Source organism: Nostoc sp. FACHB-133 (assembly GCF_014698055.1).
Taxonomy (GTDB): domain Bacteria; phylum Cyanobacteriota; class Cyanobacteriia; order Cyanobacteriales; family Nostocaceae; genus Nostoc.
Window position 1 is genome coordinate 1 of the sequence record NZ_JACJSH010000091.1, and the last position, 19343, is coordinate 19343.

A 19343-nucleotide genomic window follows, 5' to 3' on the forward strand; every position below is an offset into this window, starting at 1 on the left:
ACTGAGGTAAGTCCCATTGAACTTAGCCCCCTTGAGGTCAGGAATTATTTTTAAATTGTTAGCTCTCCAATCATTCCAAACTTGCACACCTTCTCTCAGCCGAGCATAATGCTCTTTATTTACCAATATATGGTTCTCCTTATGTCCTACCTTCAGAATCTTCATAGGGCATTTAGCTATGTTATCCCCTGTGGCTAGAAGTGGTGTAGAGATAGAACTTGATGAAAAGTTAGAAATTGATGCTAATAGTCCTTGTTGTGAAAATGATTTAAGTTCTCGGCGGTTATTGGGTGAACATTACTCTCTCGTTTTCTTGTGGTGATCAACAATCTTCTAGATAAAAAGCCGACGCAAGTAAGATGCCTCATGTATCTCATAAGAACTTGTGGCTGTTCCTTGGCTTGAATGCCAAAAAACAAACACCTCTGAGCCGTCGTCCGAAACCTCCTCGACTACACCGTGCCACAAGTATTTCAAATCATCAGTAGCGGCGGCGGCTACCGGATCACCTACCTTGAAAGTTACCTGGGATAAGATCGCTGATGGCGTTGGTTTTTCAGCAATATCCTTTTTTAGCTGGTGTATTTTCTTCTGGTAGTGCTTAGGTAACATATCCCAGATCAGCTTTTTAATATCTCCTGTCCTACCCTTCATCAGCCTCTCTATCTGATACCAATTGTTATATGCCGCTAATTGGCACAAGGGAACTAAAAGCGCATGAGCCAAAATTTCTGTCGGTGAAAAACCAATTTCTAGAATATCTAGTGCTACTCTAATTTCTGCTAGCTGAATATCGGATTGTTGATGGATCAGTTCAGTTAACGAATGGATAAACTTTTTTTCCCGGTTTGGCAGATTCTTGAATCTACTGCCTAATTTGCGAATTTTCACTATCTGCTCAAGGATCTCGAACCGACATTCTGAAGGAATTTCCCGGTACTCCACCTCTAGATCAAATTCCTCTTTCTTCTCCTGATTCGGGGTAATATCACTGCTAGAAATTAGTTGCCAAGTTACAGGTTTACTGCAATTGGGGCACGGTGTAGTTAAGAGGGTTTCAAAAGTTTCGCTCCGAGGATTCCAAACCACTTTGCTAGTGATTCTTGCCGACATCGGCTTGAAAACGTGATGGCAGTACCCACAATTACGTACTCCTGGCGAATTCTTATCTACTGATTCTGGCTTGAGGCTCCAATGCCGATGTTGGTCAGGTGTACCCAGCCTATACCAATTGTCAGTCTGGTCAACTAAGATGGCATACTCCTTACCTGGAGATGGTCGCAGCGCACGCCCAAGCATTTGTAGCCACAAGCTAATTGAAGTTGTAGGTCTAGCACATTGCACCACATCAATGTCTGGGCAATCAAAGCCCTCGGTTAATATCCCACAGTTGCTTATGATCTGCGTTGAACCTGTTCTAAATCTTTCTAAAATCGCTTTGCGTTCACCCGTGGGTGTTTCCCCATCGAGATGCTCCGCAGCTATGCCAAACATTTGAAACTGTTTGGCTATCGCCTGACTATGAGACACGTTAACTGCAAAGACAACGGTTTTTTTACCAAAACAATAATCTTGCCAGCACTTCACCACATCTTCAGCTTTTATCTTGGTTGCAGCCCGTTCTAGTTCTTTGATTGTAAAATCTCTACCCTTGGGGGTGAACAATCCCAGTTTGGTAAAACCCCCAATCATTTTGAATTTACACAAGTGTCCCTCTGCTATCAACTGCCCAGTTGTAGCACCAACAATCAGTTTTTCAAACAAGTCTTCAAAGCCATAACCATCAATTCTTTGGGGTGTTGCGGTCACTCCTAAAATTTGGGCATCTGGATACTGAGCAATCAATTGACGATAGCTGTTTGATGCCGCGTGGTGTGCTTCATCTATGATGATTAAATTAGCTTCGGGATATTTTTGACGACGTGCCAAAGTTTGAATACTGCCAACTTGAATTGGTGCATCAACATTCGGTTTATATCCAGCTTTGATGATTCCTGGAATAATGCCGGTTGCTGCTGCCAGCTTCTCAGCAGCTTGGATAATTAGTTCTTCTCGGTGGGCTACGACTAACACTCCTTGGTTTTGACGAGTGAATTCGCTAGCCAGTGCAGCAAATAAAACTGTCTTGCCTGCGCCTGTTGGCATCACAGCTAATTGCTTATGACTACCTTTGCGCCAGTTGGCTTCAATTTTCGCTTTACAAATCTCCTGATAGTCTCGCAGCTTCATAAGCTCAACTGAGTGCTTTAATGCTCTCCTTATCTACTTTATACTTCCCAAAAAAGGGAAATTTTCAGACCCAACGCGTAAGCCAACCTCGAATGATGGACAAGTATCCGATCTCTGGATGCTCCCTTTAAGACTCATGAAAAATTAACAGGTTCATTCATTGGTGTTACCTCGCTTTAGTCCTTTAACTGTCTTGCGTTCAAGAGGTGTCAACAGGTTCCAAACAGCAGTTTTAAATTCATCCGTCCACTCTTCTATCAATTCATCAATCATTTCCCAAGACTCATCTTCAATGCTCTCCCTAATCAGTTCAGCATTAGCGATAACTTCATCCATTCCACCTGCATTGAGAGGGGTGTCACAGGTATCACCATTCGGCTCTTCGGACTGTTGAACATTGGTTTCTTGCTGTAACACCGCCGCATCCCCCTGTGGATAGACTGGTGGTACTAAATCATCGATCGCTTGCTCCTCTGCCACTTCCATTGTCAATAAGCTGTTTGGCATAGCAATAAGCTCATCTGGCACAGCAGTTGACACACCACCTAAATCTGCTGAAACGCTAAGAGTATCGTCATCGCACACCACCCACACCAATTTAGAGTCATTCTCCTTATTAGCAGGTGAAACTATGGGGGGAGTGATTTGATTTTGGTCTGACAAGTCAATGTTTAAGTCAATGTTTGACGAGGTGTTTAATTCCGTAGTTGATTTTTTTTCTAGCAAATCTCCTAAACTGGTGTGGTTGGTGTGGAAGTCTTGATTTATAAGGATTTCTTGGTGTGGCAGTTGGGGTGGATCTGCTGTGGAATTAGAACTTATTGCTATGGGTGTGTCAGTTATTGACATTGGCACATCATTAAAACTAATTCCTTGCAGTGCTTGTAACTTCCGTTTCCCGGATGGGTGGGGGACGGTAACTAACTTGGCTTTGGGGAATAATGTTTTAAATCTGGCTATGACTTGGTTAATCGCCTTAACTGTTTTATCACTAGGCTTGGACTGTTCTTGCCAGATAGCTTTTACCTTGCCAGTGCTGGATTCATCAAAGGACAAAGTACCGTTGTCGATGTACCAATTTTCTAGGCGTGACCACAGGTCAAATGCTGTGACGATGGCATCCGACTTGTAACCCAGCCCTGTATCTTTAGAAAATTGGAATAAGTGAGAGTTTTCGGCTTGAATATCCTCTAATGCTTGCTGAGTACAGCTGTAGTCAATCCCCTCTTCTATCAATGCCTGTAACCCAGCAATCATCTTATTTAAAAATGCTGGGGCCACACACTCGCGCACAAAATCCAAGTCATAAGAGAATCGAGGGTCTGCTAGTAACTCGTTTGGGTTGTTTGGATCAGGATTTGACTTAAATGTTTTGCTAAAAACTAGGGCTGCGATGCGGTCAGTAATTGCTTGAATTGTGCCGTGCAGTGCCGGGGTTTCATTCAAATTGAAGATACCGATCCCTTCGGGGCTAAATTCGATATGGTCTTTCCCCTTGCGCTCTGAGTGTAAGACGTTACCAGTCGCAAAGAGTTTGAGGGATTGAATTTTATCTAGTCGTGCTGTCTGTGGATTTTCAGAAGCCCAATTCACCCGACTGTTGACCAAGGGAAAGAGTGAAAATTTCCGTCCTTCATCATAAGCAGCAAAGTCAGCTAAGGAACAGCTGGTCATGCCTTGCTCACCGTAAATGATAGATACTACCTCCCGGATGGAATCTTTACCATTTGAACCCAATCCACAGGCCAGTAATAGCTTTGTTTCCCGTCCTCGACGCTTGCGGACTTCCTTTAGATTAAGACTCGCCCCCAGGTTTCGTAATAAAACTTGTTGTTGAGGCGAGTCTAAACATGACAGTAAGCGATCGCAGTGTCTGGGGTCTGCTTGGGGGTCATACTTCACCAATGGCGGATATGTAAAAAAGTGTTTATCTGGGTCGTGTTCTTCTAAAACTGGCTGAGGTATGGGGCCTGCCCAATCAACACCTAACACGCCATTAGTACAGTTAACCCCTGGTGGGTTAAGTAATTGCGGGTCAATTTCTACTCGCAGCTTCACCCACTCCAGCAACTCTTTTACCTTGCTTGGTTTGGCGTAAGGGTGGGTAATGACAAAGTTCTTGCCAGTTTTCTTAATAACTTGATACGAATTGCAATAACTCGTAATCCGTGGACGCTCAACTGAATCAGGTGAGTGTTTGTAGTGCAAGCCATCCCAGCAATACAGCAGGCCATCTGCACAAATCCATTTGCGATCGCCGTAAAGGGTGTTAAAACCTTTTTGCAGGAATGTGCTGTCTGGCTCGTCGTCGAAATTAGCAACATCTACTGAGTCTAGATTTTCTGATGATGATTGAGCATCTGCTGTAATTTCTTCTATCTGCTTTAACAGTAGATCCGCTAATTCATCGCCTGTCATGCCCGATTCCAAAATATCTGCTACATCTCCTTTATTTTGCAGATCCGGTTTGATTTTAAGCAAGTCGATGGCAACAAAAGCTACTCCAGCTTGGGCGCAAACCTCTTTAATTCGCTCTTGCTTCTTCCATCCAGTTTCATCATGATCCGCGCAATAAGCTAGTAAAAAATCAATACCCGTAGAATGCTTGATTTGGGTCAATGATTTTCCAATGTCACCGTCAGAGCAGTTACCCACCCAAGTAATGCTGGCTAAACCTGACAATCTGGTAGCTTCTACGCACTTTTCCCCTTCATGGGCTAACAGTACCGGAATGCCATCTGTGGATTTGATAATTTCGATCGCTTCGTCCTGTTTATAAGCAGTCCAATAACCTTCTTTCTTCCATGTCGTTTTATTGGTTGTGGGGTCAATTCTGCTGACTGAGAAGGTTTTGACTCTGCTTTTGGGAACGGCAGCGCAGGGGCATTCAAACCTGTGAGCTTTTTTCCCGTTGCCATAGTCGTATTCAATAACTGTAATTTGTTTTAATTCTTTCGGTGTGGCTCCATCATCCGATAGCTTGAAGGTTACGGATTTGGGAATGAAATCGGGTGTTGCAGGTTGTGGTGTGGTGATTTCACTCCTCAACCTGCATATTCTTAACTCTGATGGATCTAGCTTTAAAACCTTGGGTAGTGCTGCTGGTTTTTTCGCTTTTAGTGGTTTGAGTCCCAATTGTTGCGTGTAACCACCAAGTTTGTTCTCTTCTAGTACCTCACTCCACGGTTTGATTGCTTCTCTAATATCAGGGCATTGGCAGTTATTAAAACACTGGTATTTCCCATTACTAGGGTTGATGCCTAAGTTATGCCCACCGCAAGCTGGGCAGATGTATTTATTCTTCTCTTTGGCTGGTTCTAGCTGGTCTACAAAATTGCGAATATCAAAGGAGGCGAGTGCTTGCTGATTGGAGAATTGTGCAACCATTACGCGATACCTCCTTGAACATTATTTAATTTTTGACAATTGCTTAATACATAAGTTGGCGATTGTTTAGGTTGACCCAGTGCATAGTTAGGCTGATGAAAGCGATCGCGATCGCAGACTGTAAATTCTCTTATTGAGTAGCAGCAGTCTAGTTTACCGCAGTGGGGGCAAGCGTTAGCAATAGTTGCGAATAGCAGCTTGCTGGTAGTATCAGTATGAAATAGCTGTTTTTTTGACACTTTACAAATCCTCCATTATGTGTGCTGGAGGAATTGGAGCTATCCCGTGGCAGTAATCTTCTAGTACAAACGTTCAAAAATCAGGCTTTGCTAAAATTCCTGAAACGCTGTTGACATCTGGTGAGCCAGTATTACATTGGCTTTACACCAAATCGTGTAAGATAAAATTACTATTAGGGATATTAATTAGGCGACCAAACCCAATTCCCAATTCCAATTGAATGAAAATCTGAAAACCTCGGTCTCCCAACGGGAAACGAGGTTTTCAACTTTTAGCCTACTTGTACTTGGATAACCAAGCCCTAACAAAGTTGTTGACTTCCGACTCTGTAATGACAAATGCACTGCCTTTTCTCCTGAGAACTAGAACTCTCATATCTCCTATCTCCGTATAAAGATGTTCCTTGTGATTTGGCGATGCCTTAGTGGGAGGACATAAAACCAAAACTTTTGCTGTGGGAGTCTTTTGAGCCTCACGGGAGGTCATCAAAAACTTATCTTTGTTCTTGTTGAGCCACTTTTCATAATCTGCTAACTCAACCAGTGGGCAAGGGTTCCATAGTTTCAATCCATTATTATCTTTGCGCTTGACCTGTAAAACCTCTCTTGCTTCGTTGTAGACAATTTCCCTATCTCCTTTTGACCGGATCGAGATAAACAGGTGAGTTGTTCGTGGAAATCTCACAAACAAGTCGATAGGGTTGTTGTTTTCTACCGGAAGTGTTGGGAAAACTTGCACTCCTTCGTTTTCAAACTCGTGGAAAATTGAGGTTCCTAATCTTTGTAACCTTACCAGTTTTTGAGTTACTACCAACGGCTTGTAAGCCAATCCAAAAATTAACCAACCTAACGGATGCATGGCACCACCCGTACCCAGCGCAAGACCACCAGCCGCTAGAGCAACGGTGGATTGATAATCTATCGCCTCCCTAATTTTTTCAAACGCTGCTTCGTTGTGCAGTGGGAGTTGAAAATTTGCTGTTGGGTCTTTCAGGGTAGTCATTGGAGACTTTAAACATTAATGATGATCTAAAATCAGCACGAACTGTACTGATTCTAATGCTTGTGGCTTTCGTCAGTCATGGTGTACCCTTATCTTTTTTGTCCTTCGGTGCTGGTGTTTCACCTTGCCGAGATTTTACTGCTTCAGCGATTAGGATTGCTCCCATCTGACTAAGCGATCGCATTTCTGACTCTGCCATGTTCTCTACAGCTTCTCCTATATCATCTGGCAGCACAACCGATATTCGTTTACTCATAATCTCATTCTGTGAACAATTCATAGAATACTACTTCCTCCCATTAGTTTATTTCTTGTTAGACAGTAGCATTTTACTACTTCGTAGCAGTTGACGCAAAATGCACACTTTGCTACCATAACATTATCAAGCCAAAAACAGCCACTCAACAAAGGCAATAGAAGCCAGAAAGTGATGCTATGGCTTGCCCCTAACTGGATATCTGGATTTAAGGCGATTGAGCCTCTAAATTCTCCAAAGCCAGAAAAATCAAGACTTTAACAATTATCTGAACCATGACAGCTATATATTCCAATGCCAAAAATTGGCTAGTTCAGGCAGACTTGTTAGCCAAATCCGGGCTAAATGACCTTATCGCCGGAAAAGATTCAGGTGCAGGGTATGGCAAGGCAATCATCGGTGATTTTTCGATCATGATGCCTGCCGCATACTCACTTGTTCGCAACCGCAATATCATGCACCACGAAACTATCTCTAAAGATGGGGCATGGCTGCGATATGTAGAAGGTTCACGCCTGGACTTAAAAGACGTTCAATTTTTCTGGGGCAGTGCTGCTCTAGCTCAAAGTGACCACACCCTACTGCACGAGGATAAAGCCAAAAAAGCAGAACTGGCACTAGAAAGCATTCTTGCAGACTTAGCAGTTCTGAATATTCCTTCGGGGGTCAAGCTTTCGATTAGTTTGAGCAACCATAACCCCGAACGCTGGGCGACTGAGATTAAGCGCAGAGTTGAAGGGACTCACACCTTTGAACATCTGCACCCTGTAACCCGTTCCATTGTCACCAAGACAGTTGAAATCGTAGTCACAGGCATTTATCCCGAAGGTTTTGGAAGCATTGCTCACTGCTTATTTGGTGAAGCATCCCTGGTACTAGACCCCTCAGAATTAGCGATCGCTCTTGATATCGGTTCATCAACTTGGTTGATTACCGTGTTTAACGGCAGTGGTGCAGTCATTGACCGTCACCTGATTGAGGGTGGAGCCGGTGAACTGCATTCGATGATTGCAGAGGCACTAGACAAACGAAACGACCGAGTAAGTCTGCTGTCCAAGGATGTGAAACACTCGCCCAGTTTGGTGAACCAGGGAATTGTAGAAGGGACTTTCACTTATGGCGGCAACCACTTGACTGGTAAGAAGTTTGAAACAGAGTACAGCCAATGCCTAGATCAGTGGTGGAGTAACAGGATTGAGAAATTCGCCAACTTTGTGACTGCTGGTAATTATCTAGACCGCGCTAAATACCTTGTCGCCTGGGGTGGTGGTGTTTCTCTACCAGTGGTGGATCAGAACCTAGCCGATTTAGGTTTTGTGGTCTTGAATAATCCCCAATTCATCAATGCCTTGGGGTTAAAGCTATTAACTCAAATATCTCTAGGAGCTTAATTAATGAATTACGAATCTCGGCGTATAACCATCTCCTACCTAGCAGTAATTGAATTGTGCAAGATGTTTGATTTACCCCAAGATGCGCCAACACAAGCATTATCAGCAGGTGTAGAGAAGCTGATTTTTCAACATGGCAATGTGCAAACAACGCCCAAACCCGAAACAGCGCAATCTACACAGCCTAATAAATCGGCACTTAGCGCAATGGTCACTAATTTTAAAGGGGCAGCATGAGCAGAACCACATTTAGAAATACGGTTTTAGGCATTGGAGCAACAGCAGCAGCGATCGCTTTTGGCTATTTTGGAGTGCAGTACTTCGGTCGTAACAATATGTTCACCATCGCCGCAGCCGTGGGAGGTGCAGGGGCCATCAGCTATGTACTTCAGAAGCCGAACCAGCCAGAAGCGCCAACCGCACCGATAAAAGCTCAAAGGAAAAGAAATAAGTTGTGAGATCCCAAACATGATGCAGACACAACCCCACAAGGCGGCTAGCTCTCATTATCAGTAGTTCGGGCGAGAGTATTGTATAGAAAATAGGAGGAATTATGTCACAGTCAGGGTTTGAGGCGCTTAAAGAAATGATTTCTAGAAACCTTGATAAAGGTAAAAAAGGGGAGACAACCTTTCATGGTGAACCGTCTGAAAATGTCAGTCCAATTTTAAGGGCAGCTAGCGAATTAGGTTTAGAGCAACACACTGTTTTGAAGCCAAACGGGGAGACTTACAAAATCACTCTCAAGCGAAAGAATAGCGAAGAAGCGTGATAAAAACCCAGAGGAAACAAACAAGTCATGAGCGACCAGGACACCGAAAAGACACAGCCAAGCCTAACAACAACCGAAATTATGACCATTATCCTCGGTTGCGAACAGACTTTAAGGTTTGTGCAAGCATCGCCAAATTACAAACAAATCGAAGCCTCCGAGCGGTTCAGTACATCGAATGACCTGCGTCTGGGTGATGCTGTTCAGACGCTTGTTGAAGTTCACGAAGCGATTCTAAATATCGAGTTTTATTCGCAAGTTTGAGGAACTTATGTTAGAAACGACAGCCCTACAACGTAACCACTTGTATGAATTCCGTGGTCAACAATTGCGCTACAGCCACCACTCTAATTGTCGAGTCAATGCACCTTTCGTTTTTAACGATTCTAAGGGCAGGCGTAAAGAATTAAGTCAAAACCAAGTGCAGAGGGAGGTTTTTGAACTTGTTGAGTTTTGTGAAAACTGATGATGAAGCGATTGCCCCGACCGACCAAAGTAAGTGCAATCGCCTCACCCGAAAGTGCATCAAATACACATCGTTACAAGGATTCTAACAAATGACACTTGACTACAAAAATCCCAACGATTGGGGACGCTGTTCTTTCACTGATAATGCTTTGAAACTCCAGCAATTTAAAGCTCTTAACCCAACAGCTACGAAGCTCGAAATAAATAGTTTTCTTTGCAGCCTTTACTTACCCCTCACCGGAACGGAATTTCTAGCGACTCATTCAACCATCGATGACCATCCATACTCTGCTGCATTTGGTCAATTCTTGGGCAATGGGATTGACGCGGACATTGCAAATATTCTGGCATTTGGGTCTAATAGATTTGATTTAATTTCTGAAGATTTTGACGACCCCATAAGGCAATTAGCAACGAGAATTTATAGCCGATTTGAAGAGATGGGTTACTGGGATGAATTACCCCAAGAGTCCAGCGATATCAACTATGACAACATACCTTATTAGGAGAATAACGCAATGGATTTTGCAATACGTAATCCGGTAGTTGGTCATAGTTCCCATATCGATGAAAAAGCGCAATCCTGGGGAGGGTTTGAGTCTGATATTCTGGGCTATCTTTCGGATATAAACAAGCTTGAACAATTCGCTGATTATGCGAATAATGCCCAAGAATTATCTGACCGATTAGAGCCTTTTTTAGACAACGCCAAGGTTGTTTTTGAGGCGATGGAGAAGTTAACAAAAGGTCAGGTAACATGGACTGAACTTCGTAAACAATATGGCTCTCACGTTGCGGGTGCTATCGCCAAAATTCGTAAACTTAACGCTGAATTTGACAGCGATATGAGTAAGATAGATGCCCAAGATAGAGCCGACTTGCTGCGAATTGACCAAAAACGTAAGCACGGACTAGCCGAAGTTGCAGCCCAATTACACCACGATTTACAAGCTGAATTGTGGAGACATGAAAACAAGATTAGCGGTATAGAAAATAGGCAAACTGTGCAAGCTGAAAGGCAAGCAATTACTACAGGATTGAGAGAGAAACGCCAACAACTGTTAGCCCGTGCAAGGTTTGGCTCAAGGGCATTAGAGCCTAATCTTACACCCCAAGAAGTGATACCAGTTACTAACCAAACTTCTGCACCAGCATCAAGTGTTTCTGCAACGGGAACAGTTCGCGGTTGGGGTGCAATGTTGGGTAACTTGTGGCAGAAGTTAGGCGATAGATAATCAATTAATTAGGTAAGGCTGATGCTAGTAAGGAAACGAAATGAAGATCCTCATAGCGTCAGCCCTTTTTTGCATGAAGGGCTGGCACAAACACCACAATCAACTAAGCCGCATCAACAACCAGAACAACTACCACCACTGCCAGAAAATAACCGAGGTAGAACATTTAGACGTGCTGGCAATGCTTGTGAAATTGTCGCTGGTAGTTGTCTAAATTCGGCAGTTATTTTTACCTTTCATCTGTTGCAAGTTCACCCAGTTGGAATGTTCCTAGCTGTTGGTACTGCACACCTGTATTTTACTGCCACTGCAACAGGTGAAGGGTTCAATAATTTCGTTACTAATCTAATGACTGGATGCAGTGCGTCATTAGCGTTATTATGTGCGCTCAATGAACCGTTAGGCGAGTGGAACGAATCGAGAATTTCTACACAAACAGCTAATACTTCAATTTCACAAATGTATCAGCCTAAAACTGCGGATTATTCCAGTTTTGTCAATGGTACTGGTGTGGCGATAGTTATAGCGGTATTAATGATTTTTCTATTTGGTGGTAGGAGAGGTAAATGAATTATTTAACCGACAAACATAAACAGTTATCCGAGTCACAACAATCGGGTTTAATGAAGTGGTTCGGACAGTTACCGATGGATAAAAAAGCTGTTGCAATTGGGCTGAGTCTGACTGTGGGAATTAGCTCGGCTGCAATGGCGTGGCAGGGAACTAGCAGCGATCGGATCTACTTCTGCATCAAAACCCCTTTGAAAACATTGACCTGCTCTGATTTGAATGGCAGACCTTTCAGGATGACCCCATTTTATTGGCAACAGTGGCAGTTAGAAGGAATGCCGCGCCAAATAGTGCGTAACCCAGCTATGGGGGTTAACGGCTTAGTCAAAGCGACTAACCCATATAAGCCGTTTTGGGCTTTTGGGGGATTCCTGGGGTTTGCTCTTGCGGGGTGGATGCTGCGCCACTGCCAGTATGAGGAGAAGCAGAGGGCAGTTTTTGAAGACATCGCCCAAAAACGGGACGCAGCAAAAGCAGAGATGGCAGCTAGAGCCGAGTTGTTAGATAGTTACAGGGACGTTGCGATCGCAGAAGTCCAACTACAAGCTGACCTGGATCTAGTCGCCAACGATCGCACTGTTGATATCCAAAAAGCCGAGATTTACGCCCACACGGAAATTGAAGTCACGCAAATGGAGGCAACTGATGCCATTTTTGAGGCGCAAACGGCGGGGATGACCGAAGAACAGAAGGCGGAGTATATTAAGCAGCTTCGTGAGATGAAAACCCCTTATCTACAAGGGAGTCAAACATTGCAAGGGACGATTGACCCGAACGACAAGGTAACTGGAGATGAACAGGGCGCAATCGCACCGGGAGCAACCCCAACAGGTGATTACCTTCACCCATCAGAAGGTCTTGCCCTAAATACTTTGCAAGCCCTAGCCAGAGCCGATAGTTCCACTGCTTTAGTTGCTGCACCAGGGAGTGGTAAATCAGTCACCCTCAATTACCTAATTGGGAAAATCTTAGCTGATTCCCCAACGGCTGATATTTGGGTAATCAGTGCTAAGAATGATAGTTTTTGTGGTTTACGCGAGAAGGGGCGGGTAATTGTCTTTGATCAGGAAAACCCAGACCTAGCCAAAGAGGTAATTGATAACTTTTACCAGAGCTACAAACTAAGAAAACAACTACCAGAATCAAAGCGCGAATCCTTACCACCATTAATTCTAATTCTGGATGATTGGCTAGTAATTTCTGACTCATTAAGCAAGCTTTACTCTGATTGGAATTATGGGAGTAAATTGCTTGATGTTATGCTGATTGGTAGAGAGTTTAATACTAAGTTTATTGCCTCCCTACAGTCTTTTAATCTGGCGGCTTTGGGCATTGAGAAGATGGATGCACAAACTCGTCTCTGTCTCAATTTACTGCTGTTAGGTAACAGGTATATCAAGAACGGAAGGGAGCAAGAATCTTATGGGGTGCTGGAATTGATTTTAAATAGAGGTGATATCATTCCGGGTAAACAAGAGAGAGAACAAATCAAATCTAAATACTTGTCAGTGAAAGCAGTCTCCTATCAAAACTTACGCCCAGTTATGATTGCTTCGGTTGGTGGTTTTGTTGTGGCATTAATGCCCCTTTTATCTAATCAAGCCAAGCCGATTGCTTCGGAGCAGGAATATCTAGATAGAGTATTTGACCTGGAATTTAATTTAACTGCTGCTCACAATCTACATCCAAAGCCATTATCTGAAGTAGCTAAAAAGATTTATGAATACTTCCATAATGTGAAGTCGAAAACGCCAAAAACATTACGTGATTTGAAGAAGGCAGACAGGTTATCTGGTTATTCAGACCAGAAATTACTTGAGGGATTATCTGAATTAGTTGAGGCTCAGAAGATAAATTTTGACGGCAATGATAGCTACTCTCTACCTGATTGGTGAAAGTAAGGCACTTGCCAATAATAAAATGCCCAGCCGTCGCTTTCGACCGGAGGTCGAAAGCACCTAAATCTCTCGGTTTTGCCAACAAAATTATTGAAACGGCTGGGCATTTTATTTCTTGGATCTCCCCAATGCCGTAATGCCGTGGTGAGAATCAGGTATGTTTTACGGGCTTTTATCGGTGGACACGGCATACGGCAGCAATCACGGCAATCCATACCCTGTAAAGTTCGTAGCCTACGGCGTGGTTACGGCATCGCGGACAACCACGGCAGAGACACCAATAATAAATCAGCCAATAAATAACCAGTTATTATTAGAAGATTAACAAGCATCATGCTAACAATAGTAATCATTGAAAAAGAATCATTCACGCTCTTAGGTATCAAGACTGCTCTTTCGCAAACTCCTGACATAAAGGTTAGTGGTGAGGCGACTTGTGGAGAGATAGGTTTTCAGTTAGTTGAACAGACTAAGCCTTATCTATTGAGATATACAAAAATTTATATAACTTGAGATTTTAAAAACTCCAAATCTGTGGACGAAATTTAAATAAATTTGCGCTCTTTGGGCAATAAAACAGGGTAAAAAATGAGAAGTGTCAAACCTAAAAGTTAAATCGCAACCTTACATCCTTACTTAGTATTTTATGACAGTTTTTATAGTACTAGACCCATACTTCTTGATTTATAATCCTCCTTTAGGAACAGTCTCTTAAATTTTTGATGAGAGAATATTGTAATGACAGCGCTGGAACACCCTAGCTCTTATCCAATTATTCACTAGAGGTAGAAAGTATGGCTAACAACAGTAGTGAATTTTCAAGGGGCGGTTCTGTAGGCGGTAACGTCAGTAATGTTCAAGGTGATTACAATAGAGCAGTTCAAGGAGATAAGAATCAGGCTGTTCTAGGTGATAGTAATCAAGTAACACAACAGAATCAAGTCAATGCAGATCCTGCAACCTCATTGACTAAAGATGACATCGTAAAGTTATTGATAGAACTTCAAACTTTGATTCAAAAGTCAGAAATACCTGAAAAAACCAAAGAAGAAGCAACTGAGAACTTAAGTGATGCTCAGAAAGCTATTACAAAGGAAGAGCCTAAAAAAAACATAGCATTAGCGAATTTGGTAAGTGTGGCAGAAACACTTGAAAAAACGGCTAAGACCGTGGATGTAGGTCAAAAAGTTTGGGCAATAGCCAAGCCGATTCTTGTGAAAATTGCCAGCTGGTTGGGTGCTAATGCTGGTTCTCACCTATTGGGATTGTAGGATTGATTTATGAGTCAGGTTCCTGAACATTCTAAACAACAACAGCCTGATGTAAATTCCACACAACAGGTTGATAGCTTCACTCCTAAAAATGTAGTTCACGGTCATCAAAACCGAGCAGTTCAGGGCGATGATAATCAAGCTGTTCTGGGTGACGAAAATACAGTAATTCAAGGTAGTAACAACTGGATGCTCGTTATCAAGGAGTTATTCCTTGGTCAGCCGACAGCAACACCAGTAGGCAACCCTGCCAGACCAAAGAATCAACGAATACTTTTAGCCGCAGTCAAGGAAGAAGTTACAGCGCGATTAAGGCAATCTCTACACAATGCCGTGCTGATTAATTTAGGTAAAGAGTCACAACCACAACAGGTAAAACGTCCTTGGGATGCAGAGATAAAAATAGGCTTAAAGCCTGTTGAACCTCTCCCAAATACCACAACAATTTTAGAAGTTTTTGACTCAGAAGAAGTTGCAGGTAAGCTATTAATTTTAGGTGCGCCAGGGGCAGGAAAGACAACTACACAATTAGAACTGGCTCAAGAATTAATTAAACGCGCAGAAGAACAGCCTGAATATCCCATTCCGGTTTTATTCAACTTGTCTTCTTGGAAAGATGACCGACAATCTTTAACGGATTGGTTAGTGGCGGAACTTAAATCTAAATATGGTGTTTCAACTCAACTTGGTCAAGTGTGGGTAAATAATCACCAATTATTACCATTACTTGATGGTTTAGACGAACTTGAGTCACAGCGTCAAGAAATTTGTGTCCAGACAATTAATAAGTTTTTAACAGGTGAAACTAGACCGCTTTATCTAGTTGTTTGTAGCCGGATTGAGGAATATAGTAGCTACTCTACTCAATTACAACTAAATGGTGCCATTTACTTACACCCTTTAACCAACAACCAAATTTGTGATTATCTAACCACTATTAAATATACAGAATTGTGGTCAACTATTAGTAGTGACTTAAGCTTTCTAGAGTTAGTTAAAACTCCCTTACTACTTAGCATTACTGTTCTAGCGTCTCAAGAAATATCTGTTGAGGAATGGCAGCTTTTAACTTCCACAGCAGACCGGATTCAGTATTTGCTAGATGCCTATGTAGGACGGATGTTGACACGAGATATTAATAGTAGGGCATACTTGGAGAACAAAACTCCTAATGCTAGAAAAACGCGAATGTGGCTTGTTTGGTTAGCTCAACAAATGCAGCGAGAATCGAAAACAGAGTTTTTGATTGAAGAAATGCAGCCTACTTGGTTGATTAGCCAGTCTACAAGATTCAGATATAAACTGTTTTTTTGGAATAGTTGTTTGTTTATTATAATGGTAATTATAACTTATATTTTAGACTTAATTTATAAATTTTTTATTTTTAATAATATTAATAGTCATATATTACCGCCTAATTTTGACTCAAATCGTCTGTTTTTTGGTGCTATGTTTTTATTTATAGTTGCTCAGATGCAGACAGGGAAAATAAAACTCTATGAGAAAATTAATTTTTGCCAAGTTAATACAAACAAGCTAATTTGGGGGCTGATTTCTGGTTTGATTTTTTTTCTGAGTGTTTGGGATTTGAGCCTGAGTTCTATGCTGAGTTCTGTGCTGATTTCTGTGTTGATTTCTGGACTGATTTCTGGACTGATTTCTGGGCAGCCTGACTTAGCTATAGAAAATAAGAAAATCCCTAATCAAGGTATTTGGAAGTCTGCAAGCAATGCTGTTTTTTTAGGGCTGACTTTTGGGCTGGCTTTTGGGCTAATCTTAGTACTGATTTCTACGCAAATTGTATTGTTGAATTTGAGACTGACTTTTGGACTGGCTTTAGGACTGGCTTTAGGACTGACTTTGGTGCTATTGTATGGTGGTATAACCTGTATTCAACACTTTACCCTACGCCTCATTCTCTACTTCAACGGTTACATCCCCTGGAATTACGCCCGGTTCCTCAACTACTGCACCGAGCGATTATTCCTCCAGCGTGTTGGTGGTCGCTACCGCTTCATCCACAAACTGCTACAAGACCACTTCGCCGAAATGGAGTTCAAGCGCAATTAAAAAAATACAACCAACTCAAGCAGAGAGAGTCATAATCAATATCTGTTAACAACCTCAAAATAAAGACAGTTGTCCTGGCGATACATTTCCCCTGCGTCGGGTATGAAAACTCAGGTGACAAGTTGTGCATAAGGCATATAAGTTTTCTCGACGATTATCTTCTGGCAAGAAATTTTTATGATGCACTGTTAATGTTAGCGCTGTTCTAAGAGAACGGGAAAGTTCGGACGTATCATCACCGGGACGAATACATTGCAACTGACATTTAGAACATCGCCAGTCCACAGATTGTTTGACTTCCAGAGCGATATCTGACCAGTTTTCTGGATAACGTGACTGAGATTTTTGGGGCATTTCCTGATTCTAAAAATGCGTTGCAATTTAATTATCAGTTCAAGAATAAGATTAATCTACTATAAATGGAGTTCAACATAGTTAGGGGTGGGCTATGTGGTTTTGGGAAAAGGAATCGGTTGAGTACGAGGTATTTAAAAAATATGAACCAGCGCTGATAACTATCGGTGTAAATTTTGCAGATGCCGAAGTCCAAGATGCTCTTGAAGGTTGTTCTTTAGACTTAGAGGATGCCTTGCGGAGTGCAATTGAATATGCTCTGTGGTTGAGCGAACACGATAAAGAGATTTTCCCCAATGCTTTATTAATTCGTGCGCTACAGGATAATTGGAAGCCGAAAGCATGGCGTGATGAATATTTAGAAAGGGAGATGTTTTCTTCGCCTGGGCAACGGTGGTGGAATGCGGCAGATAAAATGTGGGGACGCGATGTGCGGAATCAATTGGTTGTTGATGTATTTTTTGACGGAGGTGGAGAATTTATCAAATTCAGCAACGGTAAAGAGATAAGAGTAAAAACTGCATGGGTTTGGGGATGGGAACGATTGCTTGAATATGCCAGCCCAATATCTGTTTATCGAGGCAGGACTGCCACGACGAAGCTTCCTGATGCATCCTGCCTTGGAGCTTTTGTAAAAAGCCACGTATTGTTTTTATTTCGAGCTTAGTTAGGGAATACTAAACTAAGCACTGAATCTATATATGACCTTTTTACACAAAATTACTCAAAAATTTTCCCGTAATAACTCTCAAAATGCTTCTGGGATAAATTCATCTGTAACCAGCCAACAACCTATAGTGCTGAAGCAACCAGCAAAACCATCAAAATCAAAAACTCTGGCTGAATTAGAACAAGAAATAGCTGCACAGGGGCAGATTAGCAGTACATCCCATCAAAAAAGACCTAGCAAAGCCAACAGAGGTATAGGTACTAAGTTGATATGGATAGTAATACTTATCGGCATTCCCGCAGGTGTGGTTTGGGTGGCGAATCTGCCTTACTCAATAATTCGCCGGACTGTGGTGCAAAATGCGCCTTTTTTGTTGCTACCCAGTTACATGAGCATGGAACAGCACTATCGGCAGGCGTTGGCATCAATTGAGCAAGCTGAATACCTGATTGAAAAACCCACTAGTGCAGCAGATTTAGCGTTGGGTGAACAGCAACTGCAACAGACAAAAACACATTTGGATAACTTGCCAGTTGGGTTGGTTAACGATTGGCCGGAATACAAATATTGGTGGTATGACTGGCGGTTCAGCATTTACGGTCTGAATACAGCGCGTCGTCAAGTAGGGCAACTAGAAGCCAAGGTTTTTCAGGAAAAAAACGCTCAAACCTTGCTCACTGATAATAGTCAAGCATTATTGAATGCAAAACAGCAGTATCAAATTGCTACAACAGTAACCGATAAAAAGTCGGCGTTCGCAGCTTGGCGTTCAGCACTGGATAAGTTAGAAGAGATTCCTGGCCAAACCTTAGCCGGAAGAACTGCTCAAAATCAACTAGATGCCTACAAGCGTGATTTTAAAGAAGTTGTGGGATTAGCAGCGGGAAATGAACACGTCAGTGCTTTAATTACCGCAGCGCAGCAATTTTCTTGGCAAGCTGCTAAATCTGGCCAAAATCCACCGCACACAGTCACCGAATGGGAACAAATAGAAAATTTATGGTCAGAAGCCATTGAGCGGTTAAAAGAAGTTTCTGCGTCAGATGTGGCAGGTTATGCAGAAGCACAAAAGTTATTAGCAACTTATGAGACTAATTTGGGTCAAGTCAAAGTAAGACATCAAGCTGAGGCAGATTCTGTACAGGCTTTGGCAACAGCACAACAAGAAATAGAAAGCTTAATGGCTTCAATTCCCACTGACCCCAAAAATTTGGAGCGCAATCGTGTAATTAGTCAGTTACACAGTATTATTAACCAATTAGAAAAGGTGGAAAAAGGTACAACTGTTTATTTAAAAGCTCAAGAGTTATTGCTATCGGCAAATAATAAATTCAAGCAACTACAGTGAGTGCAAAGGAAACCTTAAAAAGCCTGAACGGTATTGGATATAGTCCTACTACCCGACCACGGTGAACCCAATTACCCCGGTTTTTTTTTGTCAATGTCTTGCTTTATTAGTTGCAGCTTTGGAGCGGATAAAAAGACTAATAAGATAACAGCTTAATTTCTCTAGAGCAGTTCCCACTATAT

At 42.3% G+C, this 19343-nt stretch carries 22 protein-coding genes; 16 read left to right on the forward strand and 6 right to left on the reverse strand.

Annotated elements, in window-relative coordinates; all coding sequences use genetic code 11:
* Positions 1 to 178: 178 nt before the first annotated feature.
* Positions 179 to 322, forward strand: a complete 144-nt coding sequence (locus H6G86_RS35140) for a hypothetical protein (protein ID WP_190938236.1) — start codon at positions 179 to 181, stop codon at positions 320 to 322.
* A gap of 11 nt (positions 323 to 333) precedes the next feature.
* Here H6G86_RS35140 and H6G86_RS35145 read toward each other — a convergent pair whose 3' ends face one another.
* From H6G86_RS35145 to H6G86_RS35165, 5 genes are all read right to left on the reverse strand, one after another.
* Positions 334 to 2229, reverse strand: a complete 1896-nt coding sequence (locus H6G86_RS35145) for a DEAD/DEAH box helicase (RefSeq protein ID WP_190938237.1) — start codon at positions 2227 to 2229, stop codon at positions 334 to 336.
* A gap of 153 nt (positions 2230 to 2382) precedes the next feature.
* A complete protein-coding gene (locus H6G86_RS35150; protein WP_190938238.1) occupies positions 2383 to 5616 on the reverse strand; it encodes a DNA primase family protein in 3234 nt (1077 codons plus the stop codon).
* Positions 5616 to 5855: a hypothetical protein gene (locus H6G86_RS35155; protein WP_190938239.1), complete on the reverse strand. Its 240-nt coding sequence runs from the start codon at positions 5853 to 5855 to the stop codon at positions 5616 to 5618. The genes H6G86_RS35150 and H6G86_RS35155 overlap by 1 nt, the downstream gene beginning before the upstream one ends.
* Positions 5856 to 6132: 277 nt before the next feature.
* A complete protein-coding gene (locus tag H6G86_RS35160; RefSeq protein ID WP_069071919.1) occupies positions 6133 to 6858 on the reverse strand; it encodes a hypothetical protein in 726 nt (241 codons plus the stop codon).
* A 76-nt stretch (positions 6859 to 6934) separates the two neighbouring features.
* Entirely contained in the window at positions 6935 to 7114 is a 180-nt protein-coding gene (locus H6G86_RS35165; protein WP_158680629.1) for a ribbon-helix-helix domain-containing protein, read from the reverse strand.
* Positions 7115 to 7389: 275 nt separating this feature from the next.
* Between H6G86_RS35165 and H6G86_RS35170 the strand changes: the two genes are divergently transcribed.
* The 13 genes from H6G86_RS35170 to H6G86_RS35230 all read left to right on the forward strand — a co-directional run bounded on the left by H6G86_RS35170 (position 7390) and on the right by H6G86_RS35230 (position 16789).
* The gene (locus H6G86_RS35170) at positions 7390 to 8505 is read left to right on the forward strand and encodes a ParM/StbA family protein (protein WP_190938240.1); all 1116 of its coding nucleotides are present in this window, start codon (positions 7390 to 7392) and stop codon (positions 8503 to 8505) included.
* A 3-nt stretch (positions 8506 to 8508) separates the two neighbouring features.
* The gene (locus H6G86_RS35175; RefSeq protein ID WP_190938241.1) at positions 8509 to 8742 is read left to right on the forward strand and encodes a hypothetical protein; all 234 of its coding nucleotides are present in this window, start codon (positions 8509 to 8511) and stop codon (positions 8740 to 8742) included.
* The gene (locus H6G86_RS35180; protein ID WP_190938242.1) at positions 8739 to 8963 is read left to right on the forward strand and encodes a hypothetical protein; all 225 of its coding nucleotides are present in this window, start codon (positions 8739 to 8741) and stop codon (positions 8961 to 8963) included. Before H6G86_RS35175 ends, H6G86_RS35180 begins: the two co-directional genes overlap by 4 nt.
* Before the next feature lie 95 nt (positions 8964 to 9058).
* Positions 9059 to 9277 (forward strand): hypothetical protein, encoded by a 219-nt coding sequence (locus H6G86_RS35185; RefSeq protein ID WP_190938243.1) that lies wholly within the window; start codon positions 9059 to 9061, stop codon positions 9275 to 9277.
* Between the two features lie 27 nt (positions 9278 to 9304).
* Positions 9305 to 9541 (forward strand): hypothetical protein, encoded by a 237-nt coding sequence (locus H6G86_RS35190; protein WP_190938244.1) that lies wholly within the window; start codon positions 9305 to 9307, stop codon positions 9539 to 9541.
* A 7-nt stretch (positions 9542 to 9548) separates the two neighbouring features.
* Entirely contained in the window at positions 9549 to 9743 is a 195-nt protein-coding gene (locus H6G86_RS35195) for a hypothetical protein (RefSeq protein WP_158680630.1), read from the forward strand.
* Positions 9744 to 9834: 91 nt separating this feature from the next.
* A complete protein-coding gene (locus H6G86_RS35200; RefSeq protein ID WP_190938245.1) occupies positions 9835 to 10251 on the forward strand; it encodes a hypothetical protein in 417 nt (138 codons plus the stop codon).
* 12 nt (positions 10252 to 10263) lie between these two features.
* Positions 10264 to 10980: a hypothetical protein gene (locus H6G86_RS35205; protein WP_190938246.1), complete on the forward strand. Its 717-nt coding sequence runs from the start codon at positions 10264 to 10266 to the stop codon at positions 10978 to 10980.
* A 21-nt stretch (positions 10981 to 11001) separates the two neighbouring features.
* Entirely contained in the window at positions 11002 to 11550 is a 549-nt protein-coding gene (locus H6G86_RS35210) for a hypothetical protein (protein WP_190938247.1), read from the forward strand.
* A complete protein-coding gene (locus H6G86_RS35215) occupies positions 11547 to 13445 on the forward strand; it encodes a P-loop NTPase family protein (protein ID WP_190938248.1) in 1899 nt (632 codons plus the stop codon). Before H6G86_RS35210 ends, H6G86_RS35215 begins: the two co-directional genes overlap by 4 nt.
* Positions 13446 to 13523: 78 nt before the next feature.
* Entirely contained in the window at positions 13524 to 13751 is a 228-nt protein-coding gene (locus tag H6G86_RS35220; RefSeq protein WP_190938249.1) for a hypothetical protein, read from the forward strand.
* A gap of 491 nt (positions 13752 to 14242) precedes the next feature.
* Positions 14243 to 14719, forward strand: coding sequence for a hypothetical protein (locus tag H6G86_RS35225; protein WP_190938250.1), 477 nt, complete (start codon positions 14243 to 14245; stop codon positions 14717 to 14719).
* Positions 14720 to 14728: 9 nt separating this feature from the next.
* Positions 14729 to 16789: an NACHT domain-containing protein gene (locus H6G86_RS35230; protein ID WP_242065132.1), complete on the forward strand. Its 2061-nt coding sequence runs from the start codon at positions 14729 to 14731 to the stop codon at positions 16787 to 16789.
* A gap of 54 nt (positions 16790 to 16843) precedes the next feature.
* Here the strand turns inward: H6G86_RS35230 and H6G86_RS35235 are convergent, their stop codons facing one another.
* Positions 16844 to 17143, reverse strand: a complete 300-nt coding sequence (locus H6G86_RS35235) for an HNH endonuclease (protein WP_190938251.1) — start codon at positions 17141 to 17143, stop codon at positions 16844 to 16846.
* Between the two features lie 94 nt (positions 17144 to 17237).
* Between H6G86_RS35235 and H6G86_RS35240 the strand changes: the two genes are divergently transcribed.
* Together H6G86_RS35240 and H6G86_RS35245 are read left to right on the forward strand one after the other, a co-directional pair.
* The gene (locus H6G86_RS35240; protein WP_313931617.1) at positions 17238 to 17810 is read left to right on the forward strand and encodes a hypothetical protein; all 573 of its coding nucleotides are present in this window, start codon (positions 17238 to 17240) and stop codon (positions 17808 to 17810) included.
* Positions 17811 to 17844: 34 nt separating this feature from the next.
* Complete coding sequence (locus H6G86_RS35245; RefSeq protein ID WP_190938252.1) at positions 17845 to 19161, forward strand: hypothetical protein; 1317 nt, start codon at positions 17845 to 17847, stop codon at positions 19159 to 19161.
* Positions 19162 to 19343: the final 182 nt, after the last annotated feature.